The sequence below is a fragment of the Phaeobacter sp. JH20_26 genome (assembly GCF_048056275.1).
Taxonomy (GTDB): domain Bacteria; phylum Pseudomonadota; class Alphaproteobacteria; order Rhodobacterales; family Rhodobacteraceae; genus Phaeobacter; species Phaeobacter bryozoorum.
Genome location: NZ_JAYMWL010000022.1, coordinates 91,443 through 113,156, shown reverse-complemented (window position 1 = coordinate 113,156; position 21,714 = coordinate 91,443). Strand labels below are relative to the sequence as shown.

Annotated in this window: 24 protein-coding genes; 12 read left to right on the top strand and 12 right to left on the bottom strand. The window is 63.3% G+C overall.

Annotated elements, in window-relative coordinates; genetic code table 11:
• Nucleotides 1-132: 132 nt before the first annotated feature.
• Entirely contained in the window at nucleotides 133-429 is a 297-nt protein-coding gene (locus VWY60_RS17460; RefSeq protein WP_416541322.1) for a DUF167 domain-containing protein, read from the top strand.
• Nucleotides 430-493: 64 nt separating this feature from the next.
• Here VWY60_RS17460 and VWY60_RS17455 read toward each other — a convergent pair whose 3' ends face one another.
• Nucleotides 494-748, bottom strand: coding sequence for a hypothetical protein (locus VWY60_RS17455; RefSeq protein WP_340546194.1), 255 nt, complete (start codon nucleotides 746-748; stop codon nucleotides 494-496).
• A gap of 149 nt (nucleotides 749-897) precedes the next feature.
• Here VWY60_RS17455 and VWY60_RS17450 point away from each other — a divergent pair, with 149 nt between their 5' ends.
• From VWY60_RS17450 to VWY60_RS17435, 4 genes are all read left to right on the top strand, one after another.
• Nucleotides 898-1,623, top strand: a complete 726-nt coding sequence (locus VWY60_RS17450; RefSeq protein WP_340546193.1) for a M48 family metalloprotease — start codon at nucleotides 898-900, stop codon at nucleotides 1,621-1,623.
• On the top strand, nucleotides 1,620-2,006 hold the full coding sequence (locus VWY60_RS17445) for a YigZ family protein (protein WP_340546192.1): 387 nt from the start codon (nucleotides 1,620-1,622) through the stop codon (nucleotides 2,004-2,006). Before VWY60_RS17450 ends, VWY60_RS17445 begins: the two co-directional genes overlap by 4 nt.
• Nucleotides 2,007-2,101: 95 nt before the next feature.
• Nucleotides 2,102-2,395 carry a DUF6455 family protein gene (locus VWY60_RS17440; RefSeq protein WP_416541290.1) on the top strand — a complete coding sequence of 98 codons (294 nt, stop codon included), beginning with the start codon at nucleotides 2,102-2,104 and terminating at the stop codon, nucleotides 2,393-2,395.
• Between the two features lies 1 nt (nucleotide 2,396).
• Nucleotides 2,397-2,648 carry a DUF6455 family protein gene (locus VWY60_RS17435; protein WP_416541289.1) on the top strand — a complete coding sequence of 84 codons (252 nt, stop codon included), beginning with the start codon at nucleotides 2,397-2,399 and terminating at the stop codon, nucleotides 2,646-2,648.
• A 10-nt stretch (nucleotides 2,649-2,658) separates the two neighbouring features.
• Here the strand turns inward: VWY60_RS17435 and VWY60_RS17430 are convergent, their stop codons facing one another.
• The 3 genes from VWY60_RS17430 to rimO form a co-directional block, all read right to left on the bottom strand.
• Complete coding sequence (locus VWY60_RS17430; protein WP_340546189.1) at nucleotides 2,659-3,042, bottom strand: thiol-disulfide oxidoreductase DCC family protein; 384 nt, start codon at nucleotides 3,040-3,042, stop codon at nucleotides 2,659-2,661.
• 342 nt (nucleotides 3,043-3,384) lie between these two features.
• The gene (locus tag VWY60_RS17425) at nucleotides 3,385-4,095 is read right to left on the bottom strand and encodes a hypothetical protein (protein WP_416541288.1); all 711 of its coding nucleotides are present in this window, start codon (nucleotides 4,093-4,095) and stop codon (nucleotides 3,385-3,387) included.
• Nucleotides 4,077-5,495 (bottom strand): 30S ribosomal protein S12 methylthiotransferase RimO, encoded by a 1,419-nt coding sequence (gene rimO, locus VWY60_RS17420; RefSeq protein WP_416541287.1) that lies wholly within the window; start codon nucleotides 5,493-5,495, stop codon nucleotides 4,077-4,079. The genes VWY60_RS17425 and rimO overlap by 19 nt, the downstream gene beginning before the upstream one ends.
• 379 nt (nucleotides 5,496-5,874) lie before the next feature.
• Between rimO and VWY60_RS17415 the strand changes: the two genes are divergently transcribed.
• Nucleotides 5,875-7,827 carry an AsmA family protein gene (locus tag VWY60_RS17415; RefSeq protein WP_416541286.1) on the top strand — a complete coding sequence of 651 codons (1,953 nt, stop codon included), beginning with the start codon at nucleotides 5,875-5,877 and terminating at the stop codon, nucleotides 7,825-7,827.
• Between the two features lie 95 nt (nucleotides 7,828-7,922).
• Here VWY60_RS17415 and VWY60_RS17410 read toward each other — a convergent pair whose 3' ends face one another.
• The 4 genes from VWY60_RS17410 to VWY60_RS17395 are packed head-to-tail and all read right to left on the bottom strand — an operon-like array spanning nucleotide 7,923 to nucleotide 12,607.
• Nucleotides 7,923-9,419, bottom strand: coding sequence for a phosphomannomutase/phosphoglucomutase (locus VWY60_RS17410; RefSeq protein ID WP_340546185.1), 1,497 nt, complete (start codon nucleotides 9,417-9,419; stop codon nucleotides 7,923-7,925).
• A 21-nt stretch (nucleotides 9,420-9,440) separates the two neighbouring features.
• The gene (gene kdsA, locus VWY60_RS17405) at nucleotides 9,441-10,274 is read right to left on the bottom strand and encodes a 3-deoxy-8-phosphooctulonate synthase (protein WP_416541285.1); all 834 of its coding nucleotides are present in this window, start codon (nucleotides 10,272-10,274) and stop codon (nucleotides 9,441-9,443) included.
• 4 nt (nucleotides 10,275-10,278) lie between these two features.
• On the bottom strand, nucleotides 10,279-11,970 hold the full coding sequence (locus tag VWY60_RS17400; RefSeq protein ID WP_416541284.1) for a capsule biosynthesis protein: 1,692 nt from the start codon (nucleotides 11,968-11,970) through the stop codon (nucleotides 10,279-10,281).
• Nucleotides 11,945-12,607: an ABC transporter ATP-binding protein gene (locus VWY60_RS17395; RefSeq protein ID WP_340546182.1), complete on the bottom strand. Its 663-nt coding sequence runs from the start codon at nucleotides 12,605-12,607 to the stop codon at nucleotides 11,945-11,947. The genes VWY60_RS17400 and VWY60_RS17395 overlap by 26 nt, the downstream gene beginning before the upstream one ends.
• 286 nt (nucleotides 12,608-12,893) lie before the next feature.
• On the opposite strand from VWY60_RS17395, the gene VWY60_RS17390 reads away from it, so the two are divergent.
• Both VWY60_RS17390 and VWY60_RS17385 read left to right on the top strand, forming a co-directional pair.
• Nucleotides 12,894-13,487, top strand: a complete 594-nt coding sequence (locus VWY60_RS17390) for a uracil-DNA glycosylase family protein (RefSeq protein WP_416541283.1) — start codon at nucleotides 12,894-12,896, stop codon at nucleotides 13,485-13,487.
• On the top strand, nucleotides 13,484-14,281 hold the full coding sequence (locus VWY60_RS17385) for an SseB family protein (RefSeq protein ID WP_340546180.1): 798 nt from the start codon (nucleotides 13,484-13,486) through the stop codon (nucleotides 14,279-14,281). The genes VWY60_RS17390 and VWY60_RS17385 overlap by 4 nt, the downstream gene beginning before the upstream one ends.
• A gap of 98 nt (nucleotides 14,282-14,379) precedes the next feature.
• Here the strand turns inward: VWY60_RS17385 and yghU are convergent, their stop codons facing one another.
• A complete protein-coding gene (yghU, locus tag VWY60_RS17380) occupies nucleotides 14,380-15,261 on the bottom strand; it encodes a glutathione-dependent disulfide-bond oxidoreductase (RefSeq protein WP_416541282.1) in 882 nt (293 codons plus the stop codon).
• Between the two features lie 348 nt (nucleotides 15,262-15,609).
• Here yghU and VWY60_RS17375 point away from each other — a divergent pair, with 348 nt between their 5' ends.
• A complete protein-coding gene (locus VWY60_RS17375; protein WP_416539114.1) occupies nucleotides 15,610-16,128 on the top strand; it encodes a YHS domain-containing (seleno)protein in 519 nt (172 codons plus the stop codon).
• A 163-nt stretch (nucleotides 16,129-16,291) separates the two neighbouring features.
• Here the strand turns inward: VWY60_RS17375 and VWY60_RS17370 are convergent, their stop codons facing one another.
• Nucleotides 16,292-16,900, bottom strand: coding sequence for a GcrA family cell cycle regulator (locus VWY60_RS17370; protein WP_340546177.1), 609 nt, complete (start codon nucleotides 16,898-16,900; stop codon nucleotides 16,292-16,294).
• A 293-nt stretch (nucleotides 16,901-17,193) separates the two neighbouring features.
• On the opposite strand from VWY60_RS17370, the gene VWY60_RS17365 reads away from it, so the two are divergent.
• Nucleotides 17,194-18,054 carry an ABC transporter permease gene (locus VWY60_RS17365; protein ID WP_416541281.1) on the top strand — a complete coding sequence of 287 codons (861 nt, stop codon included), beginning with the start codon at nucleotides 17,194-17,196 and terminating at the stop codon, nucleotides 18,052-18,054.
• On the opposite strand, the gene VWY60_RS17360 is transcribed toward VWY60_RS17365, so the two are convergent.
• Both VWY60_RS17360 and VWY60_RS17355 read right to left on the bottom strand, forming a co-directional pair.
• Entirely contained in the window at nucleotides 18,036-18,968 is a 933-nt protein-coding gene (locus VWY60_RS17360; RefSeq protein WP_416541280.1) for a DMT family transporter, read from the bottom strand. The genes VWY60_RS17365 and VWY60_RS17360 overlap by 19 nt on opposite strands.
• A 50-nt stretch (nucleotides 18,969-19,018) precedes the next feature.
• Nucleotides 19,019-19,156, bottom strand: a complete 138-nt coding sequence (locus tag VWY60_RS17355) for a hypothetical protein (protein WP_416541279.1) — start codon at nucleotides 19,154-19,156, stop codon at nucleotides 19,019-19,021.
• A gap of 302 nt (nucleotides 19,157-19,458) precedes the next feature.
• Here VWY60_RS17355 and VWY60_RS17350 point away from each other — a divergent pair, with 302 nt between their 5' ends.
• Nucleotides 19,459-20,643: an aspartate aminotransferase family protein gene (locus VWY60_RS17350; protein WP_416541278.1), complete on the top strand. Its 1,185-nt coding sequence runs from the start codon at nucleotides 19,459-19,461 to the stop codon at nucleotides 20,641-20,643.
• 109 nt (nucleotides 20,644-20,752) lie between these two features.
• Nucleotides 20,753-21,679, top strand: a complete 927-nt coding sequence (argF, locus tag VWY60_RS17345) for an ornithine carbamoyltransferase (protein WP_416541277.1) — start codon at nucleotides 20,753-20,755, stop codon at nucleotides 21,677-21,679.
• The last annotated feature ends 35 nt before the right edge of the window (nucleotides 21,680-21,714 follow it).

The window sequence follows — 21,714 nt, the reverse complement described above, 5'->3', positions numbered from 1 at the left end:
AGCTGGCCTGCCCGGAGCGGGGACAGGCACGGACCGCAGCCGGATCCAAACATGAGGTGTGAGGCAGGAAATATCCCGGTCGTAGCGCCAAAGTCTATGGATTTTGCTCGCAATCCGCGCGATCACCCCGCTATGGGCAAGCCAAAGCAGAAAGACCTCCCCGATCTCAGCCATCTGGCCATCGCCGGTGCAGAGATTGCCGTCCGCGTCACGCCAAAAGCGTCGCGCAACGCCGTTATCCCTGCCGGGGCGGAGAGCTGCGGGCAGGCGGGTGTGCTCAAGATCAGGGTGACGGCAGCGCCCGAGAACGGCAAGGCCACGGCTGCGGTGCAGGTGCTGCTGGCCCGCGCGATGGGTATTGCCCCCTCGCAGCTGACACTGCTGCGCGGCGCGACCTCTCGGGAAAAGGTCTTTGCCTACCGCCCCTGAGGTCTCCGGGTCGGGGCCTGCGCCGCCAACCATGGGGCCAGCCCTCACCAGCTCCTGATGGATCTCAGCCCTTTGCCTCGGGTTCATCATCGCGGGCAAAGCGATAGACCCCCTCAGGAAGATCCAGCGCCGCTGCAAGATCGCGGACCTGATTGTGCGACAGGGTGATTGTCTGAACCCGGTCGGTACGCGGGTCCAGCTGTTCGACCGTGACGCATTCTGTGAAAATATTGATGGAGACATCTTCCATCAGCGGGGTGGCCTCGTCATCGACGAGCGTAACGACGGTGGCGTCGAATTCATGCTCAATGGTAAACATGTCCCCAGCTTGCCACCGGGCCGCCCCCGCTGACAAGGCTTTGTCGCATCACGTGATCTTGCAGCAGATTGCAGCCGCCGGAGCTTCATGCAATTGATCCTCGGTCCGCTGTCGCGATAAGATGGCACAGACAAAGCAAAGGAGATGTCATGCGTCGGGTGTTGCTGTTGATGGGATGTGCCATCACCATGGGTCTTGCGGCCTGTGATGTTGTGGTTGACACCGGGTCTGCGCCCACCGCGCGGCCCTCTGGCGCGCCGGTTCAGGGCCTGTCCCCGGCCGAGGGGCGCAGCGCCTTTGCGGCGGTCACCCGCGTGGTCGAGCCCGTCTCTGAACGGGAATGCCGGGCGCGTGCGCCGGGTCTGAACTGTGATTTCCTGATCCGCATCGACCCCAACCCCAATGCCCCGCCAAATGCCTATCAGAGCCAGGACCGGTCCGGGCGTCCGGTGATCACCTTCACCCAGCGGATGCTGGGGCAGATTGCCAATCGGGATGAGCTGGCCTTTGTAATGTCCCATGAGGCCGCCCACCATATTCGCGGCCATCTGGCGCGCAAACGACAAAGCGCGGTGGCAGGCTCGATCCTGCTGGCGGGACTTGCCAGCGTCTCTGGCGCCAGCGCGGCGGATGTGGCCCGCGCCCAGGATCTTGGCGCGGTGGTCGGCGCGCGCACCTATTCGAAGAATTTCGAGCTGGAAGCGGATGAGCTGGGTACCATCATCACCCATAAGGCCGGGTATCGTCCCAGCATCGGGGTGCGCTTCTTCAACCGGCTGCCGGATCCGGGCGATCGCTTTCTGGGCACACATCCGGCCAACCCGGACCGGGTGCGCGTGGTCAATCAGACGATCCAGAAATATAACCTGAATTGAGCGATCTGGACCAAGCCGTCGCCTCGCTGAGGCAGCTGGGCGTCGTGCTGACCGATCGCGGCTCGCGCTATGCGGTTAGCGGTGCGCGGGTCACCAGCCGCGAGCAGATCGACGCCGTTCTGGCGGCGCTGAAATCCGACCGCTCCTATGCCAAGGCGACCCATAACACCTGGGCCGCGCAGCTGCCCACCGGCGCGCTGAAGGCCGATGACGGCGAAAGCGGCGCCGGTATGGTCATCCTGCGCATGATGGAGCGCGAGGGGCTCTGCGATCACCTGATCATCGTCACCCGCTGGTATGGCGGCAAGAAACTGGGCGGCGACCGGTTTCGCCGGGTTCAGGACGCGGTGCGCGCCTATCTCGACCCGGCGAGGAGCAGCTGACCGCCGGGTACGCGCCCTTTTGACCTGCATCAAATCGCAATACGCCGGAGATGGCTAAGCTGCCCTCAGAATGACTGATTTCCGAGGGCGCCGAGATGACCACCTACACCGATCAGAGCCGCAGGGACAACCTGAAGACCCATGCCGATCTTTTCGACAGCATGGCCACAACCGTGGGGCTGGACCTACAGGAAGAAGCCATCTCGGGCCGGTTGAGATTTGACGAGATCGCCGAGGCGGTGCTGCGCTGCACCCGCTGCGGCGGCGTCGGTGCCTGCCGAAATTGGCTGGCGAAGGGGGGCCGCCCAGGCGCCGACGCGCCGGATTTCTGCCGCAACCGCGATCTGCTGGCCTTTCTGAACGATACGGAGACAGAGCAGGAGCGCTAGGATGCGGCCGCTGGGCGATCCGCTCCATCACCTGCGCCTGATGGCCCGGATGGGGCAGGCTGCGGGGGTTGAGCTGAGCACTGCGCTGGCCGCAGGCCGGATCCCTCCCGAGGACTGGGCCGCGATGATCACCCGCTGCCGCAGCTGCGACGCGACCCTGCACTGCGAGGCCTTCCTTGCCACCCGCGAGCGATCACAGGCGCCGATGCCCGGCTGCCGCAATGCCGATCAGCTGATGGTGCTGCGCGACTGACGGATCGCAGCTACGACCCGCGACGCTGCCGCAGGCGGTGCCAGCGATAGAGCGTCGGCGCCAGAAGGTGATCATATGCCGCCGATGCAAGCTGGCGCAGACCGGGCAACCCGACGATCCGTGCGACCCAGCGATATCCCGGCATCTGCGCCCAAAGCACCAGAAACGCCGGGATGCCACTCAGCACCTCGCCCCGATGGCGCACATGCAGCCGTCGCGCCGCGCTATCGGCATCCACGCCCCACAGCGCCAGATCCTGCGAGTTCAGATCATCAAACCTAAGCGGCAAATCCCGCCGCTCCGCCAGATTGGCATAATGGCGGATCTCGATACTGCACACCGGACATTCCCCGTTGTAGAGAACCTCCGTGCTGTCATCCTGAGGGGTCGGCATGGTGGGTGCCTCTTTGCTGAACACTGATACCTGACGATATAGCGGCGCCGCGCCGCCGGACGAAGGGCAGATGGTCACAGGCAGCCCAAAAAAGCCCGCGCGCCACAATCCATCCCGGTCCACCCCGTCCAACCAACAACGCGGCAAGCGGTAATGTTGCGGTGTCAGGGCATGGCTGGACGCTTTCCTAGGCTGGTAGCGGTTGGTGGAGAACGTAGCACGGATTTGGCGCGAGGGGGCGAACCCCAAGCCCGCGCAAAGCGCGGGCAGCTCCTGAACCTCCCGTCAAACCGTAGGTTTGCCTCCGGCAAAACGGAGAGGGCGCTTCGCACCCACCTAGGGTCAGGCGCTGGTAGTGACCAAATTCATAAACCCATTCTCGCTAAGCACAGAGAGTGCAAGAGCACTGTGGTGTTTTTCTAAGTCAGTTAAGTGTTCTTGACTAAGATTTCGGTGGTCGAAGGCCACGATCGTAGCTAATCCAGCCATGGCTAGCACGTGGCAATTGACCAGAAGTTCGCAGAAATTACGATTATATTGAGTTTCATATCTATAGGGACGACCGCCGGTGAGGTGGGATAGCCGGTCGTGCGACGTAAGATGGGCAATGCCGGACAACAACCCGTAGATTTTCCCTAATCCGAGATTGCGCAGTGCTTTTATACGTGGGTTTTTGCTATCGATCTGTTTGCCATCAAGGATACCACGCAAGACATCAAGCCCTTCAAGTTCCTGTCGTATTAGCGTCGAAGCGCCCACATACTGGCCATTTGCGATTGCGGCCTCAACCAACGCAAGATTCTGAAACATTGATGCAGCAACTGCGGCGCGGCGGTGCAAGTCTTTGTCGATTTGGAGCAAACAGATATTTTCAGCTCTCTCGAAGACCGAAACGACAGTAGAAAAAGCGCAGTCACATGCAAAAGCGAGATCCGGCAGATCAGTTCGCCAGTCAGGCAAATCTGATTGATGAATCTGAAGTACATGCCTATAGTGCTTTGCCTTCTGGAAGAATTCGAAGTCGCGCTCTTTAGTTATATCACTCGTCCCCACAGGTCATACTCCCCGGCCTCATCCACCTCGACCGTCACAAGATCACCCGCCTGCAACCCGTCGGTTCCCTCATCGATGAACAGGTTGCCGTCGATCTCCGGTGCGTCGGCCTTGGTGCGGCAGGTGGCGATGCCGTCCTCGTCGATGTCGTCCACGATAACCTGCATCGTCTGGCCAACCTTTGCCGCCAGCTTGGCCTCGGAGATCGCCTGGGCCTTCTCCATGAACCGCTCCCAGCGCTCCTGCTTCACCTCTTCCGGCACGTGGTCCGGCAGATCGTTGGAGCGCGCGCCGTCGACGTTTTCGTATTTGAAGCAGCCGACCCGGTCCAGCTGCGCCTCGTCCATCCAGTCGAGCAGGTGCTGGAACTCCGCCTCGGTCTCGCCGGGGAAGCCGACGATGAAGGTGGAGCGCAGGGTGATATCGGGGCAGGTCTCGCGCCAGGCGCGGATCTCGTCCAGCGTTTTGGCCGCCGCCGCGGGCCGGGCCATGCGGCGCAGCACATCCGGGTGGGCGTGCTGGAAGGGGATGTCCAGATAGGGCAGCAGTGCGTTGTCCGGGTCCGCCATCAGCGGGATCAGCTCGCGCACATGCGGGTAGGGGTAGACATAGTGCAGCCGCACCCACAGGTCCTCTGCCGGGGCCAGCCTGCCCAGCTCGCGGGAAAGGTCGAGGATATGGCTGCGCACGTCGGCGCCCTTCCACGGATGCGCGGAATACTTGCGGTCAAGGCCATAGGCGGAAGTGTCCTGGCTGATCACCAAGAGTTCGCGCACCCCGGCCTCCACCAGCTTCTCCGCCTCGCGCAGCACCGCGTGCACCGGGCGCGAGGCCAGCTTGCCGCGCATGTCCGGGATGATGCAGAACTTGCACTTGTGGTTGCAGCCCTCGGAGATCTTCAGATAGCTGAAGTGCCGCGGGGTGAGCCGGACGCCGGTTGCGGGCAAGAGGTCTACATATGGGTTCGGGCTGGGCGGCACCGCGGAATGCACCGCGTCCAGCACCTGTTCATACTGATGCGGGCCAGTGACCGCGTGGATGCGTGGGTGATGCTCGCGGATATAGTCCGGCTCGGCACCCAGGCAGCCGGTGACGATCACCTTGCCGTTTTCCTTCAGCGCCTCGCCGATCGCCTCCAGGCTTTCGGCCTTGGCGCTGTCGAGGAAGCCGCAGGTGTTGACGATCACCGCGTCCGCGCCCGCGTAGTCGGGCGAGATGCCGTAGCCTTCGGCGCGCAGCCGGGTCAGGATCCGCTCGCTGTCGACCAGCGCCTTTGGGCAGCCAAGCGACACCATGCCGAGGGTCGGCTGGCCGTCACGGGGTTTGTCGCGGAACTGCGGTTCCGGGGCAAGGTCGGGACGGAGGCTGGGCGGGTTGGCTGAACCGGGTGTCTGTGTCATGCGCGCGCATATATCAGGACTGCGGCAGGAGGCAAGGAAAACAGGGGTATTCAGCGTCACCACCTGCGCAGCGGGGCGGTGCAATATCGCGCTTCCTGTGTTGAAGGTGGCAGGCCAGAGCCCGTAACCTGCGGAACAGCCATAGTGATCCCGAGCGCAAGTGAGACGCGAAGAGTGGGCGATTTTGTGCTGTGACCTGTGCTGTCGCCCTCGCGCGTCTGGGCCTGCGCCAGCGGTTCCGGTTGCGATATACCTCTGATGCAAACATGCAAACCTTTGATGCTGCGCGGGGGCTTCCTGCATTGCACCCCTGCGCGCAGGCGGTAAGCTGCGCAAAACCCCGTGGGGAATACGGGGGCAAGGCAAGAGGAGTGGGGTGATGAGGCTGATAGTCCGGGTCATTGCGGCGCTGGTGGTGGCGCTGGTGCTGCTGCTGGCTGGGTTGTTACTGCTGCCAGGGGAGAAGCTGGCCCAGCTGGCGGCAACCCAGATCGAAAAGCAGACCGGCCGCACGGTCACCTTTGGCGGGCGCGTGGGCTATACGCTCTGGCCGACGCTGGGAGTGAAGGCAGACCGTGTGGCGCTGTCAAACGCGCCCTGGGCTGGGCCTGAGCCGATGCTGACGGCGGAACGGCTGACCATTGGGGTTGCGGCGGCGGATCTCCTGCGCGGTCAGGTCAGGATCACCGAATTGTCGGCTGTCCTGCCGCAGCTGAACCTCAGCACCCGCGCGGATGGCACCGGCAACTGGGTGCTTGAGCCACTCGCATCCGGCGCGGCGGAGACCCCGGCGGCCCCCTCCGGCACGATGGAGAGCCTGCCGATCAGCATCGAGGCGCTGACCCTCACCGGCGCCAGCCTGCGATACGCCCCCCATGGCGAAACCCCGATTGAGATGAAACAGGTCGACCTGGCGCTGCAATGGCCTGATCCCACGGGCACCGTGATTGCCGATGTGACGCTGCGCCCGGCCGGGGCGCCGGTGCAGATCGCCGCCGAAATCGGCACGTTCGAGGCCTTCCTCGCGGGTCAGGTGGCCTCGGTCGGGGCGTCGCTTAGCGCTGACGATACGGAGCTGCGCTTTGACGGGCGGGCGGATATCAATGGCGCCGCCACCGGGCGGGTGACCGGCAAGAGCACCGATCTGGCGCGCAGCCTTGCGGTGCTTGGTGCGGCAGAGGGGATCGAGACCCCGGTGGTGGACAGCTGGCTCATCGGGTCTGATCTCACCTATACCCCCGACGGGCGGCTGGCGCTGCGGGATCTGACGCTGGAGGCGGATGCCAACAGGCTGCGCGGAGCTGCCGACGTGGTGCTGGGCGATGTGCCGATGGTGACGGCGCGGCTCAGCGGGGATCAGCTGGATCTGTCGGCGCTGCTGCCCTCGGGAGAGGCCGATCTGCCGGCCGCCGCCGCTGCGGGCAATGGTGACGATCCGGTCAGCGATGGCTGGTCGCGCACGCCGATGGACTTCAGCTGGCTCGCCGCGCTCAATGCCGCGATTTCGCTGGAGGTGCAGGGGGTGGAGACCGGATCTGTCCGCCTCGGGCCCAGCTCGCTGGACCTGACCCTTGACCGGTCGCGTGCGGTTCTGAAATTCCAGCCCGCCACGGTCTTTGACGGTCAGTTGCAGGGGCAGCTGGTGGTCAACAACCGCAACGGGCTGTCGGTCGGCGGTAAGCTGGGCTTTCAGGATATCCGGCTGGAACAGGCGCTGGGGCAGACCATGGGCTATGACCGCCTCAATGGTGAGGCGCTGGGCGAGCTTGAGTATCTGGGTGTCGGCAATTCGGTGGCAGAGATCATGTCCTCGCTCAGCGGCAAAGGTTGGCTGGAGGTCGGCAAGGGGTTCTTTACCGGCTTCGATCTGGAAGAACTGATGCGCAGCGGCAGCGGCAATGGCGGCAGCACCCTCTTTGACCGGCTGACCGCCAGCTATACGATCGAGGGCGGCAATCTGCTCAATCAGGATCTGCTGTTGAGCCTGCGCGGGTTGCGCGCCGAAGGAGAAGGCCGCATCGGGCTGGGGGCTCAGGATCTGGACTACCTGTTCACCCCGAGCCTGCAACGCGGCGACGGCAGCACCCGTCTGTCGATCCCCGTTGCGATCACCGGTCCCTGGAGCGATCCCAAGATTCGGCCGGATCTGAAACGCGCGCTGGAGCCGGAAATCGACGCGGTGGAACAACAGGCCAAGGATCGCCTGCGCCAAAAGCTGGCCGAAGAGCTGGATACAGAGATCGCGCCGGAGCAGGACATCAATGAGGCCATCCGCGACCGGATCGAGAAAGAGGCCAAGGATCAGCTGTTGCGGCTTCTGGGCGGCGATTGATCCAGCCGCCAGATTCGAGTGGCCAGATCCCACAGTGCCGACAACATAAAAACGCCCGCCAATGGCGGGCGTTTTTATCTCAGCTGCCGGAATGATCAAAAGGTCTGATCGTAGTCCCCGACCAGCGGTTCGGTGCGGATGACCGCGTCAATCTCGGCAAAGATCTGGCGCAACTCGGCCTCGCTCTCGCTGCTTTCGCAGACCACAACAAGGTTCGGCGTATTGGAGGATGCCCGCACCAGCCCCCAGGAGCCGTTATCCAGGATCACACGCGCACCGTTCACGGTGACGACTTCCTTGATGGGGCGGTCTGCCAGCGTCTCGCCCGCCTCGGCCTTGGCGACCAGTTTCTCCACCAGCCGCTCCAGCACGGTATATTTCTCGGTATCGGCACAATAGGGCGACATGGTCGGCGTCGCCCAGGTCTTGGGCAGTGCTTTCCTCAGATCCGACATGCTCTTGTCGGGGTTGCGATCCATCAGCTTGCAGATCTCGACCGCGACCCGCATGCCGCAGTCATAGCCCCGGCCCACAGGTTCGGCGAGGAAGTAGTGGCCGGATTTTTCGAACCCTGCCAGCGCGCCGATCTCCTTCACCCGGCGTTTCATGTGGCTGTGACCGGTTTTCCAGTAGTCCGCCGTCACGCCATTGGCCTTCAGCTCGGGGTCGGAGGCAAACAGCCCGGTGGATTTCACATCCGCGACAAAGGTCGCATTCGGGTAAATCTTGCTCAGATCACGCGCCATTATGACGCCGACCTTATCGGCAAAGATCTCCTCGCCCTCATCATCCACCACGCCGCAGCGATCGCCGTCGCCATCAAAGCCAAGCGCCATGTCAGCGCCCGAGGCTTTTACGCTGGCGGACATGTCGTGCAGCATTTCCATCGCTTCAGGATTGGGATTGTAGTTCGGAAAGCTGTAATCCAGCCTGTTATGGCTATCGACCACCTCAACGCCCATGCGCTCAAACAGCTCCGGCGCAAAGGCCGAGGCGGTGCCGTTGCCGGTGGCGCAGACCACCTTCAGCGGGCGAGACATTTTGAAATCCCCGACCAGATCGTCCAGATAGGCCTCTTTTACGCCATCCACAAACTGATAGGAGCCGCCGGGACGGGCCACGCCCTCACCATTCAGGACGATATCGCGCAGCTCACCCATTTCGTCCGGGCCGTGGGTCAGCGGGCGTTCAAAGCCCATCTTGACCCCGGTCCAGCCGTTCGGGTTGTGGCTGGCGGTGACCATGGCCACGGCAGGCACATCCAGATGGAACTGCGCGAAATACGCCATCGGCGACAGCGCCGGGCCGATATCGCGTACCTCGATGCCAGCCTGCATCAGGCCGATGATCAGCGCCTGTTTGATGGCGACGGAATAGTCGCGATAGTCATTGGCCACGGCGATCACCGGCGGGATGCCGCGCTTGTGCATCTGCGTGCCCAGTCCCAGCCCCAGCGCAGTCATGCCGGGCAGGTTGATTTCCTCGGGGTATTTCCAGCGCGCGTCATATTCGCGAAAACCGGTGGGCGTGATCATCGGATCGCGCAGAAAGCTCCAGGTGTTCGGGCGCACCTCGGGGATGGGTTTGGTCATGTCACTCGGCTCTCTTGTCAATCAGATGCGGATGGGATCGGCCTTGGCCAGGGCATCAAAACGCATCAGCGTCTCGATCAGCTTCGGCATCTGGTCGAGGTAGATCATGTTGGGCCCATCGCTGGGCGCGTTATCCGGGTCTTCGTGGGTTTCGATGAACACCGCCGCAATGCCAAGCGATACTGCCGCCCGCGCCATCAGCGGCGCAAATTCGCGCTGCCCACCGGTGGAGCCGCCCTTGCCGCCGGGCTGTTGCACCGAATGGGTGGCGTCCATCACCACCGGGTAGCCGCCCTGCGCCATCTGCGGCAGCGAGCGCATGTCAGCCACCAGCGTGTTATAGCCAAAGGAGGTGCCGCGCTCGGTCAGAAGGATGTTCTCATTGCCGGTGCTTTCCACCTTGGCGACCACATTGGCCATATCCCAGGGCGCCAGAAACTGGCCCTTCTTGATGTTCACGGCCTTGCCGGTCCTGCCTGCGGCCAGCAGCATGTCGGTCTGGCGGCACAGAAACGCCGGGATTTGCAGGATATCCACGGCCTCAGCCGCCACCGCGCATTGCGCCTCGGTGTGGACATCGGTCAGCACCGGCACATCAAATTCGCGGCGGATGGTGTCCAGCACCTTCAGCCCCTCATCGACGCCCAGCCCGCGTTTGCCGGAGAGCGAGGTCCGGTTGGCCTTGTCGTAGGACGCCTTGAACACATATTGCGCGCCGTATCTGGCGCAGGCCTCTTTCATCTGGCCCGCGATCATGCGGGCATGATCGAGGCTTTCCAGCTGGCAGGGTCCTGCAATCAGGGTCAGCGGGCGGTCATTGCCGATGCTGAGATCGGCGACGGAAATATTTTTCATGGCGTTATGACGAAACCTGTTCTCGGAGGATGGACGCAGTAAGCGAGCACATCAGGTAGATACCGGAAAAGATCAGGAATGCCAAAATCGTATTTTCAAATCGGCGGGGATAGGTCGCTTCCTCGCTGGGAACGGGTTCTACCGCCGTGGTGAGATAGCGCACCTGGCGGTTTGCCTCCATGCGGGTCTGTTCAACCTGTTGCAGCGCCGATTGCAGCATCAGATCGCGGGTCGCCAGATCAGCCTGCGCCATCTGGATCTGCACCGTCAGGCTGGCAAGCGAGTTTTCGCCGGCCGAGGCGTCAATCATGCGATCGTTCAGCCGCTGGATCAGGCTGTTCAGCCGCGCGATATCGGCGCGCGCGCCATCCACCTTGGCCTGATTTGGGCGGGTATTGTCCAGCAGGGCCGCCAGCTCCAGCTCCTTTTCCTGGCGCTGCAGTTCAAAGGTGCTGATCTGCGAACGCAGCGACATGATCACGCCTTCGGGGTCCAGCACGGTGCCGCGCTGTTGCAGCCGCACCAGTGTTTCCTGGGCATTGCGGCGTTTTTCTTCGGCCATCTCCAGCGCGGTTTCGGCATCCCCCACCTGATCGGAGCGTTTTTGCACCGACAGCTGGTTCACCTTTTCCTGCGCATAGCTAATCAGCTTGCGCGAAAACTCCGCCGAGATCTGCGGATCGGCTGCGGTGACTTCCATGCGGACCACACCCTCGGTCGGGTCGTAACCGATCTTCACGTGGCGCGAATAGGTCTTATAGGCTTCCTCATTGGTGGGGTTGTCGTTCAGCCGTTGGATCGGATCGATCCACTCTTGGGTGAAATGCGACTTGAATCCGATCTCGCGGTCCAGCCGCAGCATCGCCTCCTTCGATTGCAGATAGCTCTGGACCGCGATCGAATCCTGGCTGGTGGCAAACTGGGTGCCGCTGAGCAATCCGCCAAGACCGCCACCACTGCCTGCGCTGTCAGCCTTGAGCACGAGGAACTCGGATTTCGCGGCATACATCGGTGTTGCGACGCTGTAGAAATAATATCCCGCAAGAAGCGTGGGCAGCATGACGAAAAACGCCAGACGCGCGCCCAGCAGAAGCAACCGGCGGCGACGGCGGCGCGCGATATCGCGCTGAATTTGCTTGATTTCCCGGTTGCGCCGCTCCGCAGGGCTCAGCTCTTGGGCGGGCAGGGATATCTTGCCGACGGGGACTGTCTGCGGCAGTTGCACGCCGCCCGGGGCAGGCGGGCTGCCCGTCGGCTGGGCCTTGTTGGGCTGGACCACAAGCTCCAGCATATTGGCGCGCTGGAACGGATCGATGCCCTTTAGTCGCAGCTGGCGGACCGCGTCGAAATCAGAGGTGGCGGCCAGGTTGTTCTTCTGGGCGATGCGGCGCGCCAGTCGCAATTGACGGCCGGTCAGCCCTTCCTTGCGGATGTCATCCAGATTGGTGGACGGCTTGCCGGGTTTCGCGTCGCCGGATTGCGCGGCGGCGGGTTCCTTGATGATGACAGGCTCATCTGCGGCTGTCGGTTTGACCGTAGCGCTATCCGGTGTAGCACTCGCCGCACTTGCAGACAGGGCGCCAGCGCCAGCCTGAGCGGCGCCCGGTGGCGGCACGGGGCGCGCGGCGGCAGGCTGCGCTGCCGTGGTGCCGCTCCGGCGGACGCGGAATTTACTCGCCTTGGGTTTGGTAGTCATAGAGCTGTTTCGCTTCTTCCAAGGTTTCAAACATATGCAACTGGCCATCAACCAGAACAGCCGCAGAGCGGACGAATTTCTCCAGCGTCTTGGGCTGGTGCGACACCATGATGATGGTGGTGGTTTCCAGCCGCTCCTGCAGGATGGCGCCGGCCTTCTTGTTGAACTCCACATCCGTGGTGCTGGGCATCCCCTCGTCGATGAGGAAGATATCAAAATCCAGCGCCAGCATCAGTGCAAAACTGAACCGCGCCCGCATCCCGGAGGAATAGGTGCCGACCGGTTGGTCGAAATATTCCCCCAGACCGCAGAGCCAGCGGCAGTAGGCCTCAACATAATCGGGATCCAGCCCATAGAGATTGGCGATATAGCGGGCATTGGCCATCGCCGAGAGGCGGTTGATAACGCCACCCATGAAGCCGAGGGGGAAGGAAATCCGGCAGCCCCGGCGGATATCGCCCTCGTCGGGTTTTTCCAGCCCCGCCATCATATTGATCAATGTGGTCTTGCCGGTGCCATTCGGCGCCAGCACCCCCATGGATTTACCAAGTTCAACGCGAAAGGACACCCGGTCAAGGATCACCTTGCGCTGGGTGCCGGTCCAGAAGGACTTGCTCACGTTTTCAAACTCAAGCATCGCGGGTTCCGGTGCTGCTCTCGGCCCCGTTCGGGGTCTCTGATCCTCATCATGCGCCAGGCGGATCCCGGCGGCCTTATGACTGCACTAACAGATTTGTGTTAACGACATAGGCTGCTATTTGGACCATATTATGTCCAATTGTTACGGGTTTTGGCAACGCTCCCATAACCAAGTGACGGGGCTTTGATCGGAAGATGGCGGTCGATGCCGGATGACAGAGGCCCTGGACGCCGGTTACGCGGGGCGAAAAACGGGGCCTGAGGCGTGGATGGCAGGGTCGGATATGACGACAATTGATCAGCTGCGACAGGAGATTCGCGCCTGCCGCCTTTGTGCTGCGCGTTTTGCCGCCACCAGCACCAGACACAGCCCGCGTCCGGTCGCCTGGTTCGACAGCGCCGCCCGCATCCTGATCGCAGGTCAGGCGCCCGGCGCGCGGGTCCATGACAGCGGCCGCCCCTTCACCGATCCTTCCGGGGATCGCCTGCGTGAGTGGCTGGGCCTCAGCTCCGCCCAGTTCTACGACCAGGCGCTGGTGGCCATTGTGCCCATGGCCTTTTGTTTTCCGGGTTATTCGCCGAAGAAAGCCGACCTGCCGCCGCCTGCCATCTGTCGCAATACCTGGCACGACCGGGTGATGACCAACCTGCCCAATATCGGCCTGCGTGTGCTGGTCGGGGCCTATGCCCACAGCTATCACCTGGGTGGCAAACAGCCGGTTCAGGCGCGGGTGGAGAGCTGGCGGGACCACGCGCCGCAGGACTTCCCCTTGCCACATCCGTCCTGGCGCAATACCGCATGGCTGAAACGCAATCCCTGGTTCGAGACCGATCTGCTGCCGGTCCTGCGCGCCCGGGTTCAGGAGCTGATAACATGACCGAAGCCACCCCTCTGGACACCAGCCATGCCGCGATGCTGGCCGCGCCGCAGGATGACGCGGCCCGCCTGCGGTTCTACGAACGGCTGGCTGATAGCGAGCTGTTCCTGATGCTGGCCCGCGAGGCAGAGGGCGACAGTATCGCGCCCGAGCTGTTCGAGACGGAGGAGGGCACCTTTGCGCTGGTTTTTGACCGTGAGGACCGGCTCGCGGAATTCGCCGGTCGCATCGTGCCCTATGCCGCGCTGTCGGGGCGGGTTGTGGTGCAGATGCTGGCAGGGCAGGGCGCAGGCGCAAACATCGGCCTTGGCGTTAACCTGGATGTGGCACCTTCGGCAATCCTGATCCCGGCCGAGGCGGTGGCCTGGCTGCATGAGACGCTCGGCCAGATGCCTGCCGAGGTTGATGCCGAAATCGAGGCGATCACCGCCCCCGGAGGCCTGCCGGAAGTGCTGGTCACCGCGCTGGACACCAAACTGGCCACCGCCGTTGGGCTGGCTCAGGCCGCCTATCTGGTCGGGCTGAACTATCGCGGCGGCGGGCAGGGGCATCTGCTGGGCTTTGTCGATGCCAGGGACGCCGCGCAGCCCGCGCTGGCCAAGGCGGTCGGAGAGGCGCTGACCTTCTCCGGGGTTGAGGCGGGCGCGCTGGATGTGGGTTTCTTTGCCAGCAGTGATGCGATGGCGGCGCGGCTGGCGCAGGTGGGACTGCGGTTCGATCTGCCGCAACCGGCAGAACCGAAACTGCCCTCCGCCCCCGGACGGGACCCTGAAAATCCGCCCCGGCTCAGCTAGGGCGGCAGGTCTCAGACAGAAACATCGCGACGCCGTTAGGTACCGCGATGCCCAGTGTCTTTAGCCGTGGTGGCAGGCGGGGCCGACCCCGCCCGCGGTCAGCTGTCGGCTTCTGCCGGTTCCAGTTTGTCCTGCGTCTTGGTGTCGAAATCCGACGCATCATGGCGTTCGCGCAGCTGGGTGTGCAACTCGCCAAAGGCACGGTTCACCATGCGGCCACGGGACACGGCCGGACGCACATCGATCTCCTTGGCCCAGCGGAGCACATGGGTATAGCTTTCCACATCCAGGAATTCCGCTGCCTCATAAAGCCGCCCGAGCACCAGCTGACCATACCAGGCCCAGATCGCCATATCGGCGATGGTGTAATCCTCACCGGCGATGAAACGGGTCTCGGCCAGCTGGCGGTCCAGCACATCCAGCTGACGCTTGGCCTCCATCGAGAAGCGATTGATCGGGTATTCGTATTTTTCCGGTGCATAGGCGTAGAAATGGCCAAAGCCGCCGCCGAGATACGGCGCGCTGCCCATCTGCCAGAACAGCCAGTTCATCACCTCGGCGCGCGCGGCCCCGGACTTTGGCAGGAAGGCATCGAATTTTTCCGCCAGATGCACCAGGATCGAGCCGGATTCAAACACCCGCACCGGCGTGTCGCCGCTGCGATCCATCAGCGCCGGGATCTTTGAATTGGGGTTCACCTCGACAAAGCCGGACCCGAACTGGTCGCCTTCGCCGATATTGATCAGCCAGGCGTCATATTCAGCCCCCTTGTGACCTGCAGCCAGCAGCTCCTCCAGCATCACCGTGACCTTCACCCCATTGGGCGTGGCCAGCGAATAAAGCTGATAGGGGTGTTTCCCGACCGGCAGCTCCTTGTCGTGGGTGGCACCGGCGATCGGGCGGTTGATCGAGGCAAAGCGGCCACCGCTCTCCTGGTCCCAGGTCCAGACTTTCGGTGGGGTATAGGTTGTGTCACTCATCTGTTGGCCTTGTTATGAAAGGGTTTTTGAATGGATCAGGTGATGGTGGCGCAGCGTCCCCCAGCAGGGGGGCCGCGCCGTATCCTGCAACAGATAATCAGGTCGCGCAAAATTCCAATGACTGGAAGGTCTGCGGCATACACTTTTTCTTGACCGGGGAGGGCTGCGGCCTGCCGGTTGTAACAAATCCCCGCGTCAGATCACGGCGGCTCCGCACTGGACACAGGGACGTGAGCCCCCCTTCGCATCGCCTGCGATCTCTGGCTAGTGTCTGAACAGCCCGGCCCGGATGGTCGGCGTTCCGCTTCTGTCGGGTCCGATGGCCCGCGCCTTTGAAAAGGATAGTCTATGAAACGCATTCTCTTTGCCGCCCTGGCCGCTGCCTCTTTTGGTCTGCCTGCCTTTGCCGGGGATCAATATGTCGACAACACCGGCTTTGCCGTTTCGGGCTACGATGTGGTGGCCTATCGTGATCTGGCGCAGAACCCTGTCGGCAACGCCCAGCCCGCAGCGGTGCCCGGCAATGCCGCCTTCACTGTTGAGCATAACGGCGCCACCTTCGCCTTCGCCAGCGCCGAGAACCGCGATAAATTTGCTGCCAACCCCGAGTATTACGCGCCGCAATATGATGGCCACTGTGCCTATGGCGTTTCCAAGGGCGGCAAGGTTCCGGGCAACCCGAACCTCTGGCGCATCGTGGATGACAAACTCTATCTCAACATCACCAAGAACGTCGTCGGCTTCTGGGAAGCGGATATTCCCGGCAACATCAACCTCGCCGAGGGCAACTGGCCCGAAATCGAACCCGCCGATGCCTCCAAGAGCGTGATCCCCAACTTCACATCCTCGGCGCCGGAGAAAGGCTGATCTGATCCGATCTGATCGCCCGCCTGCGGGCGCGGGGGGGAGGGGCCTCGAACCGCTCCCCCCAAGCATGAAAACAGCGCCCCGGAGACATCCGGGGCGCTGTTTTACATCACACGACCTGCCGCTCAGACCCAAGGCCAGCTGGCAGGTGGTTTCAGGCACTTCAGCGTTTGCGGTCGCGGCGCGCGCTCATCGGCTGGAAGGCCACGCCAACATGCGCTTCGCAATAGGGTTTGCCCTGCTGGACCGGCAGGCCACAGAACCAGAAATCTTCGGTCGCGGGGTCACCTACGGGCCATTTGCAGGTCCGCTCGGTCAGCTCCATCAGCGACAGCTTCTTGGCCTTCTTCTCGATCTCATTGACCTTGGCCAGCGCTTCTGGGCTGATCTCATTGGCCGAGGGCTGCGGCGGCAGTGGCTGTCCGGCCGGGATGATCTGACGGCGCGCAGGCGTCGCGCTCCGGGCGTCGCCGGTGGCCGCAGGCTCGGGCGTTACCGGGCGGGCCGGTTCGGTCTTGGGCTGCGGCTTGGGCTTGGCCGGAGCCGCAGCGGCGGCGGCTGGCGCTGGCTTTGGCGCGGCGGCGGGCTTTTCCTTGGGCTCGGCTGCCGGTTTGGCCGTACCGCTGTTGCGGTTGGACAGTCCCAGGCGATGCACCTTGCCAATCACGGCGTTGCGGGTCACGCCGCCGAGTTCCTTGGCGATCTGGCTTGCAGATTGCCCTTCGCCCCACATTTTCTTGAGCAGTTCGACGCGCTCGTCTGTCCAGGACATCTGTTGCCTTTCCAAGCTAAAAGCGGCCCCAGGAACCTGCGGCCGCCATCGAATTCCGTAACAAGCCCCTATTCTAATCACTGCGCCCCGAGTTACAAGAGCGTCTTGCGCTTGTCAGGGGTCTGCCGGGCCATCTGCGGCGACAAGCCTATCCATCAGGCTCGACGATCAGCCCCGGCAAAGGGCGCAGCACGGGTTGACGCGCGCCTGCGACCGGTTACGAAGGCCGTGACCACCCCCGAGGTCGCCGGACCGGTGGGGGATTGGCCCGCACAGAGTGAAAGAGGTCGGACATGGCACAGGATACACCGCAGACCCCGGCAGGGGCCGCAGCACAGGCAGAGTCACCTGTCTCACCGGGTATCGCCCTCGGAGAACGCCGGTTCGGGCGGGTGAACTGGCTTGGCCTGCGCACCCTGGCACGGCGCGAGATCACCCGGTTTCTGGTGGTCTGGACCCAGACCCTGCTGGCGCCAATGGTCACTGCCGCGCTGTTCCTGATGATCTTCAACATTGCCATCGGGCCGGGGCGGGGCGATGTGATGGGCGTGCCCTTCATCGTATTTCTGGCCCCCGGCATCATGATGATGACTGTGATCCAAAATGCCTTTGCCAATACCTCCTCCTCCATCGTGATCACCAAGGTGCAGGGCAATATCGTCGACACGCTGATGCCGCCGCTGTCCGGGGTTGAAATCCTGCTGGGCTATCTGGCCGGCGCGGTCGCGCGGGGCGTTCTGGTGGCCCTCGGCATCGGCACCGGCCTCATGCTGGTGCTTGGCGTGGTGCCGGAACACCCTTTGGTGGCGCTGCTCTTTGTGGTGCTGGGCGCGGTATTCCTCGGTGGGCTTGGCATTGTTGCGGGGGTCTTCGCCGAGAAGTTCGACCAGATGGCAGCGATCACCAATTTCATCGTGACGCCGCTCGCCTTTCTCTCCGGCACGTTCTACTCGGTGCAGTCGCTGCCACCAGTGCTGCGGCTGCTGTCGCATCTCAATCCGGTGTTCTACCTGATCGACGGCGTGCGATTCGGCGTGATCGGCACCTCCGACAGTTCGCCGGTGCTCGGGCTTGTGGTCTGCAGCCTCGCAAGCCTCGCCATCGGCACATTGGCCTGGCTGATGCTGCGCAGCGGTTACCGGCTGAAATCCTGATCCGCCTGCACGCCCGGATCCACGTGCAGGGTCGGGGGGCGCTGTCGTCCCTCGCGCCAGGCCAGTAGCGCCGCGCCCGCCAGAATGATCACCGCCCCCAACATGGTGACCGCATCCGGGACCACCGCGAACACCGCAAGATCATAGAGCGTGGCAAAGATCAGCGTCGCATAGCTGAAAGGCGCCACAAATGACGCATCCGCCCGCGCGATTCCGTTGATGAAACAGCCCTGAGCGCAGGCCATCATACAGCCGAGCGCCGCCATCAGCGCCCATTGCTCTGCCGAGGGAGGCTGCCAGACCGCGACCACCGCGCTACAGGCAATCACCGTGCCCAGAAGATTGTTGACCCACAGGATCTGCAACGGCCGCTCGCGCCCGGCCAGCCGCTTGATAAAGATCAGCTCCAGCCCCATCACCGCAGCCGCCGCCAGCGCCAGCAGGCTGGCGGGCTGAAAACTCGCCGGGGTCGGGCGCAACAGGATCATCGCGCCCAGCAGCGCAATCGCCGCCGCCGCCCATCGCCAGGGACCAACCCGCTCTCCCAGCAGCGGAATCGCCAGCAGCATCGCAAAGACCGGGTTCAAAAAGGTGATCGCGGTGGCATCCGCCAGCGGGATATAGGCCACCGAGGCAAACATCAGCGTCACCCCCATCCAGCCAAAGCTGGTGCGCCCGAGATGCAGCCCCCAATGCGGGCGGGTGAACCGGGGTCGCCGCAGCGCGACCACTGTCGTGATCGCCAGAAACGCAAAGGCAAAGCGCCCGAAACTGATCTGAAGCGGATGCAGCGGCACACCCGATGCCTCGGTCCCCAAAGCCTTTGCGATCAGGGTGGTGCCTGCGATGAAAACTGTGGCCACCAGGATGAAGACGGCGGCAAGAGCGGGATTGGGCGATATGGTCCGATGCATGGGCCAGCGATGCGCCAGCGGTGCCGCCTTGGCAAGCCAAAACGGGTTGCTCAGCGTCGAAACGGTGCCGCCTCCAGCGCATCGCGGGCCTGGCGCAGGCTGGTCAGGAACCGCTCTGCCCGCTGGATACGGGCCTCGACCTCGGCATGGGTCGGCTTGATCGCTGGCGGCGCGCATAACACCGGCAAAGCGGCCGGCCCCGAGCAAGAGCGCCGACTGTGGCACCCCGGGGTGCCGCTTTGTCGCATATGGCTTCACAAATGGTCTTTTCTTTTGTCAAAACCTCCGTTATGGACGCGGTCATGATCACCGCTGCACATATCTCCCTGCTGCGACGCCGACGCCAAAGCGCGTAACCGGCCCCGATCCCGCGTGCCTGATCAAAGCTCATCGGCATGCCTCAAGACCTCAAGAATCACGCCCAAAATCGTTGACCCTGCGGCCCGGCTGCGTCACTGCTTGGCCCATCATGCCCAAAAGGAAGATCCAGATGATCCCCTCCGTTCTGCCAACCTATAATCGCGCGCCGCTCAGCTTTGTGAAGGGCGAGGGCGCCTGGCTGATCGAGGCTGACGGGCGACGTTTTCTGGACCTCGCCGCCGGCATTGCGGTCAATGCGCTGGGCCACGCCCATCCGGCTCTGGTCAAGGCGCTGACGGAACAGGCCGAAAACCTCTGGCATGTCTCCAACCTCTACCACATCCCGCAGCAGCAGGCGCTGGCCGACCGGCTGGTGGAGCACAGCTTTGCCGACACCGTGTTCTTCACCAACTCCGGCACCGAGGCCTGCGAACTCGCCGTGAAAATGGCGCGCAAGTATTTCTATGAAAACGATCAGCCCGAGCGGGTGGAGATCATCACCTTCTCCGGTGCCTTCCATGGCCGCTCCGCCGCAGGCATCTCAGCCGCGGGCTCTGAAAAAATGACCAAGGGCTTCGGCCCGATGCTGCCCGGCTTTGTCCATCTTACCTTCGGCGATCTCGATGCGGTCACCGATGCCATCAGCGACAAGACCGCCGCGATCCTGATCGAACCGGTGCAGGGCGAGGGCGGCATCCGCCCGGTGCCGGATGCAGAGCTGAAGGCGCTGCGTCAGATCTGTGACGATCACGGCCTGCTGCTGATCCTCGACGAGGTGCAATGCGGTGTGGGTCGTACCGGCAAGCTGTTTGCCCATGAATGGGCAGGCATCACCCCCGACATCATGATGGTGGCCAAGGGCATCGGCGGCGGTTTCCCGCTGGGCGCAGTGCTCGCCACGGAGGAGGCTGCGAGCGGCATGACCGCAGGCACCCATGGCTCCACCTATGGCGGCAACCCGCTGGGCTGTGCGGTGGGCTGCGCGGTGATGGATCACGTCTCCGACGCTGCCTTTCTGGCCGAGGTCAACCGCAAGGCAGGCCTCCTGCGTCAGAAACTCGAAGGGCTGGTGGCCGCCCATCCCGAGGTCTTCGAGGAGGTGCGCGGCACCGGCCTGATGCTGGGGCTGAAATGCGTGGCGGCCAATATCGACGTGGTCAATGCCGGCTACGCGGCCGAGGTGGTCACGGTTCCGGCCGCCGACAATGTGATCCGCCTGCTGCCGCCGCTGACCCTCACCGATGAGGACATTGGAGAGGCCTTCGCCCGTCTCGATCAGGCCGCCACCGCGCTGACCGCCAGCGCCGAGGCCTAGCCGTCATCTTTCCCGAAATACTCCGGGGGTGCGGGGGCTGGCCCCCGCCTTGACCGGCCCAGGGATGCGGTGCCGCCGCCTCCAAAGACAACCGAAAGCGATATCCGACATGAACCACTTTCTCGACATTCACAAAACCGATGCCGCCGATCTGCGCGGGATCATCGACCAGGCCCGGATCACCAAGGATGCCCGCCAGGGTCGCCCGAAGGCCGCCCTTGACGATGAACTGCCGCTGAAGGACCGGATGGTTGCGCTGATCTTCGAAAAACCCTCGACCCGGACCCGCGTCTCCTTTGATGTGGGCGTGCGGCAGATGGGCGGGCAGACCATGGTGCTGTCGGGCAGCGACATGCAGCTCGGCCATGGCGAAACCATCGCCGACACCGCCCGCGTGCTCAGCCGCTATGTCGATATGATCATGATCCGCACCTTTGATGAAACCGTGCTGACCGAAATGGCCGAATATGCCTCGGTGCCGGTGATCAACGGGCTGACCGACCGCACCCACCCCTGCCAGATCATGGCCGATGTGCTGACCTATGAGGAGCATCGCGGCCCCATCAAGGGCAAGAAAGTCGTCTGGTGCGGCGACGGCAACAATGTCTGCGCCTCCTTCCTGCATGCGGCCGCACAATTCGGCTTTGATTTCACCTTCACCGGTCCGGCCCAGCTCGACCCGGAGCCTGAGTTCATCGGCCTCGCCCGCAACGCAGGCTCGCAGGTCATCATCGAGCGCGACGCCCTGAAAGCGGTCGAGGGCGCCGATCTGGTGGTGGCCGACACCTGGGTCTCGATGCACGACAGCCAGTCGTCCAAGGAGCGCCGCCACAATATGCTGCGCAGCTATCAGGTGAACGATGCGCTGATGGCCCATGCCAAACCCGATGCGCTGTTCATGCACTGCCTGCCGGCCCACCGCGAAGAGGAAGTCACCTCCGCCGTGATGGATGGCCCGCAATCGGTGATCTTTGACGAGGCTGAAAACCGCCTGCACGCACAAAAGGCGATCATGCGCTATTGCCTCGGGGCCTGAACCACTCGCCTCAGCCTGCGAATAGGCCAACAAAA

Excerpts from the sequence above, each read along its gene's own strand:
- VWY60_RS17460 (WP_416541322.1), top strand. The coding sequence starts at position 133 with ATGGGCAAGCCAAAGCAGAAAGACCTCCCCGATCTCAGCCATCTGGCC.
- VWY60_RS17455 (WP_340546194.1), bottom strand. The coding sequence starts at position 748 with ATGTTTACCATTGAGCATGAATTCGACGCCACCGTCGTTACGCTCGTC.
- VWY60_RS17450 (WP_340546193.1), top strand. The coding sequence starts at position 898 with ATGCGTCGGGTGTTGCTGTTGATGGGATGTGCCATCACCATGGGTCTT.
- VWY60_RS17440 (WP_416541290.1), top strand. The coding sequence starts at position 2,102 with ATGACCACCTACACCGATCAGAGCCGCAGGGACAACCTGAAGACCCAT.
- VWY60_RS17435 (WP_416541289.1), top strand. The coding sequence starts at position 2,397 with ATGCGGCCGCTGGGCGATCCGCTCCATCACCTGCGCCTGATGGCCCGG.
- VWY60_RS17430 (WP_340546189.1), bottom strand. The coding sequence starts at position 3,042 with ATGCCGACCCCTCAGGATGACAGCACGGAGGTTCTCTACAACGGGGAA.
- rimO (WP_416541287.1), bottom strand. The coding sequence starts at position 5,495 with ATGACACAGACACCCGGTTCAGCCAACCCGCCCAGCCTCCGTCCCGAC.
- VWY60_RS17415 (WP_416541286.1), top strand. The coding sequence starts at position 5,875 with ATGAGGCTGATAGTCCGGGTCATTGCGGCGCTGGTGGTGGCGCTGGTG.
- VWY60_RS17410 (WP_340546185.1), bottom strand. The coding sequence starts at position 9,419 with ATGACCAAACCCATCCCCGAGGTGCGCCCGAACACCTGGAGCTTTCTG.
- kdsA (WP_416541285.1), bottom strand. The coding sequence starts at position 10,274 with ATGAAAAATATTTCCGTCGCCGATCTCAGCATCGGCAATGACCGCCCG.
- VWY60_RS17400 (WP_416541284.1), bottom strand. The coding sequence starts at position 11,970 with ATGACTACCAAACCCAAGGCGAGTAAATTCCGCGTCCGCCGGAGCGGC.
- VWY60_RS17395 (WP_340546182.1), bottom strand. The coding sequence starts at position 12,607 with ATGCTTGAGTTTGAAAACGTGAGCAAGTCCTTCTGGACCGGCACCCAG.
- VWY60_RS17390 (WP_416541283.1), top strand. The coding sequence starts at position 12,894 with ATGACGACAATTGATCAGCTGCGACAGGAGATTCGCGCCTGCCGCCTT.
- VWY60_RS17385 (WP_340546180.1), top strand. The coding sequence starts at position 13,484 with ATGACCGAAGCCACCCCTCTGGACACCAGCCATGCCGCGATGCTGGCC.
- yghU (WP_416541282.1), bottom strand. The coding sequence starts at position 15,261 with ATGAGTGACACAACCTATACCCCACCGAAAGTCTGGACCTGGGACCAG.
- VWY60_RS17375 (WP_416539114.1), top strand. The coding sequence starts at position 15,610 with ATGAAACGCATTCTCTTTGCCGCCCTGGCCGCTGCCTCTTTTGGTCTG.
- VWY60_RS17370 (WP_340546177.1), bottom strand. The coding sequence starts at position 16,900 with ATGTCCTGGACAGACGAGCGCGTCGAACTGCTCAAGAAAATGTGGGGC.
- VWY60_RS17365 (WP_416541281.1), top strand. The coding sequence starts at position 17,194 with ATGGCACAGGATACACCGCAGACCCCGGCAGGGGCCGCAGCACAGGCA.
- VWY60_RS17360 (WP_416541280.1), bottom strand. The coding sequence starts at position 18,968 with ATGCATCGGACCATATCGCCCAATCCCGCTCTTGCCGCCGTCTTCATC.
- VWY60_RS17350 (WP_416541278.1), top strand. The coding sequence starts at position 19,459 with ATGATCCCCTCCGTTCTGCCAACCTATAATCGCGCGCCGCTCAGCTTT.
- argF (WP_416541277.1), top strand. The coding sequence starts at position 20,753 with ATGAACCACTTTCTCGACATTCACAAAACCGATGCCGCCGATCTGCGC.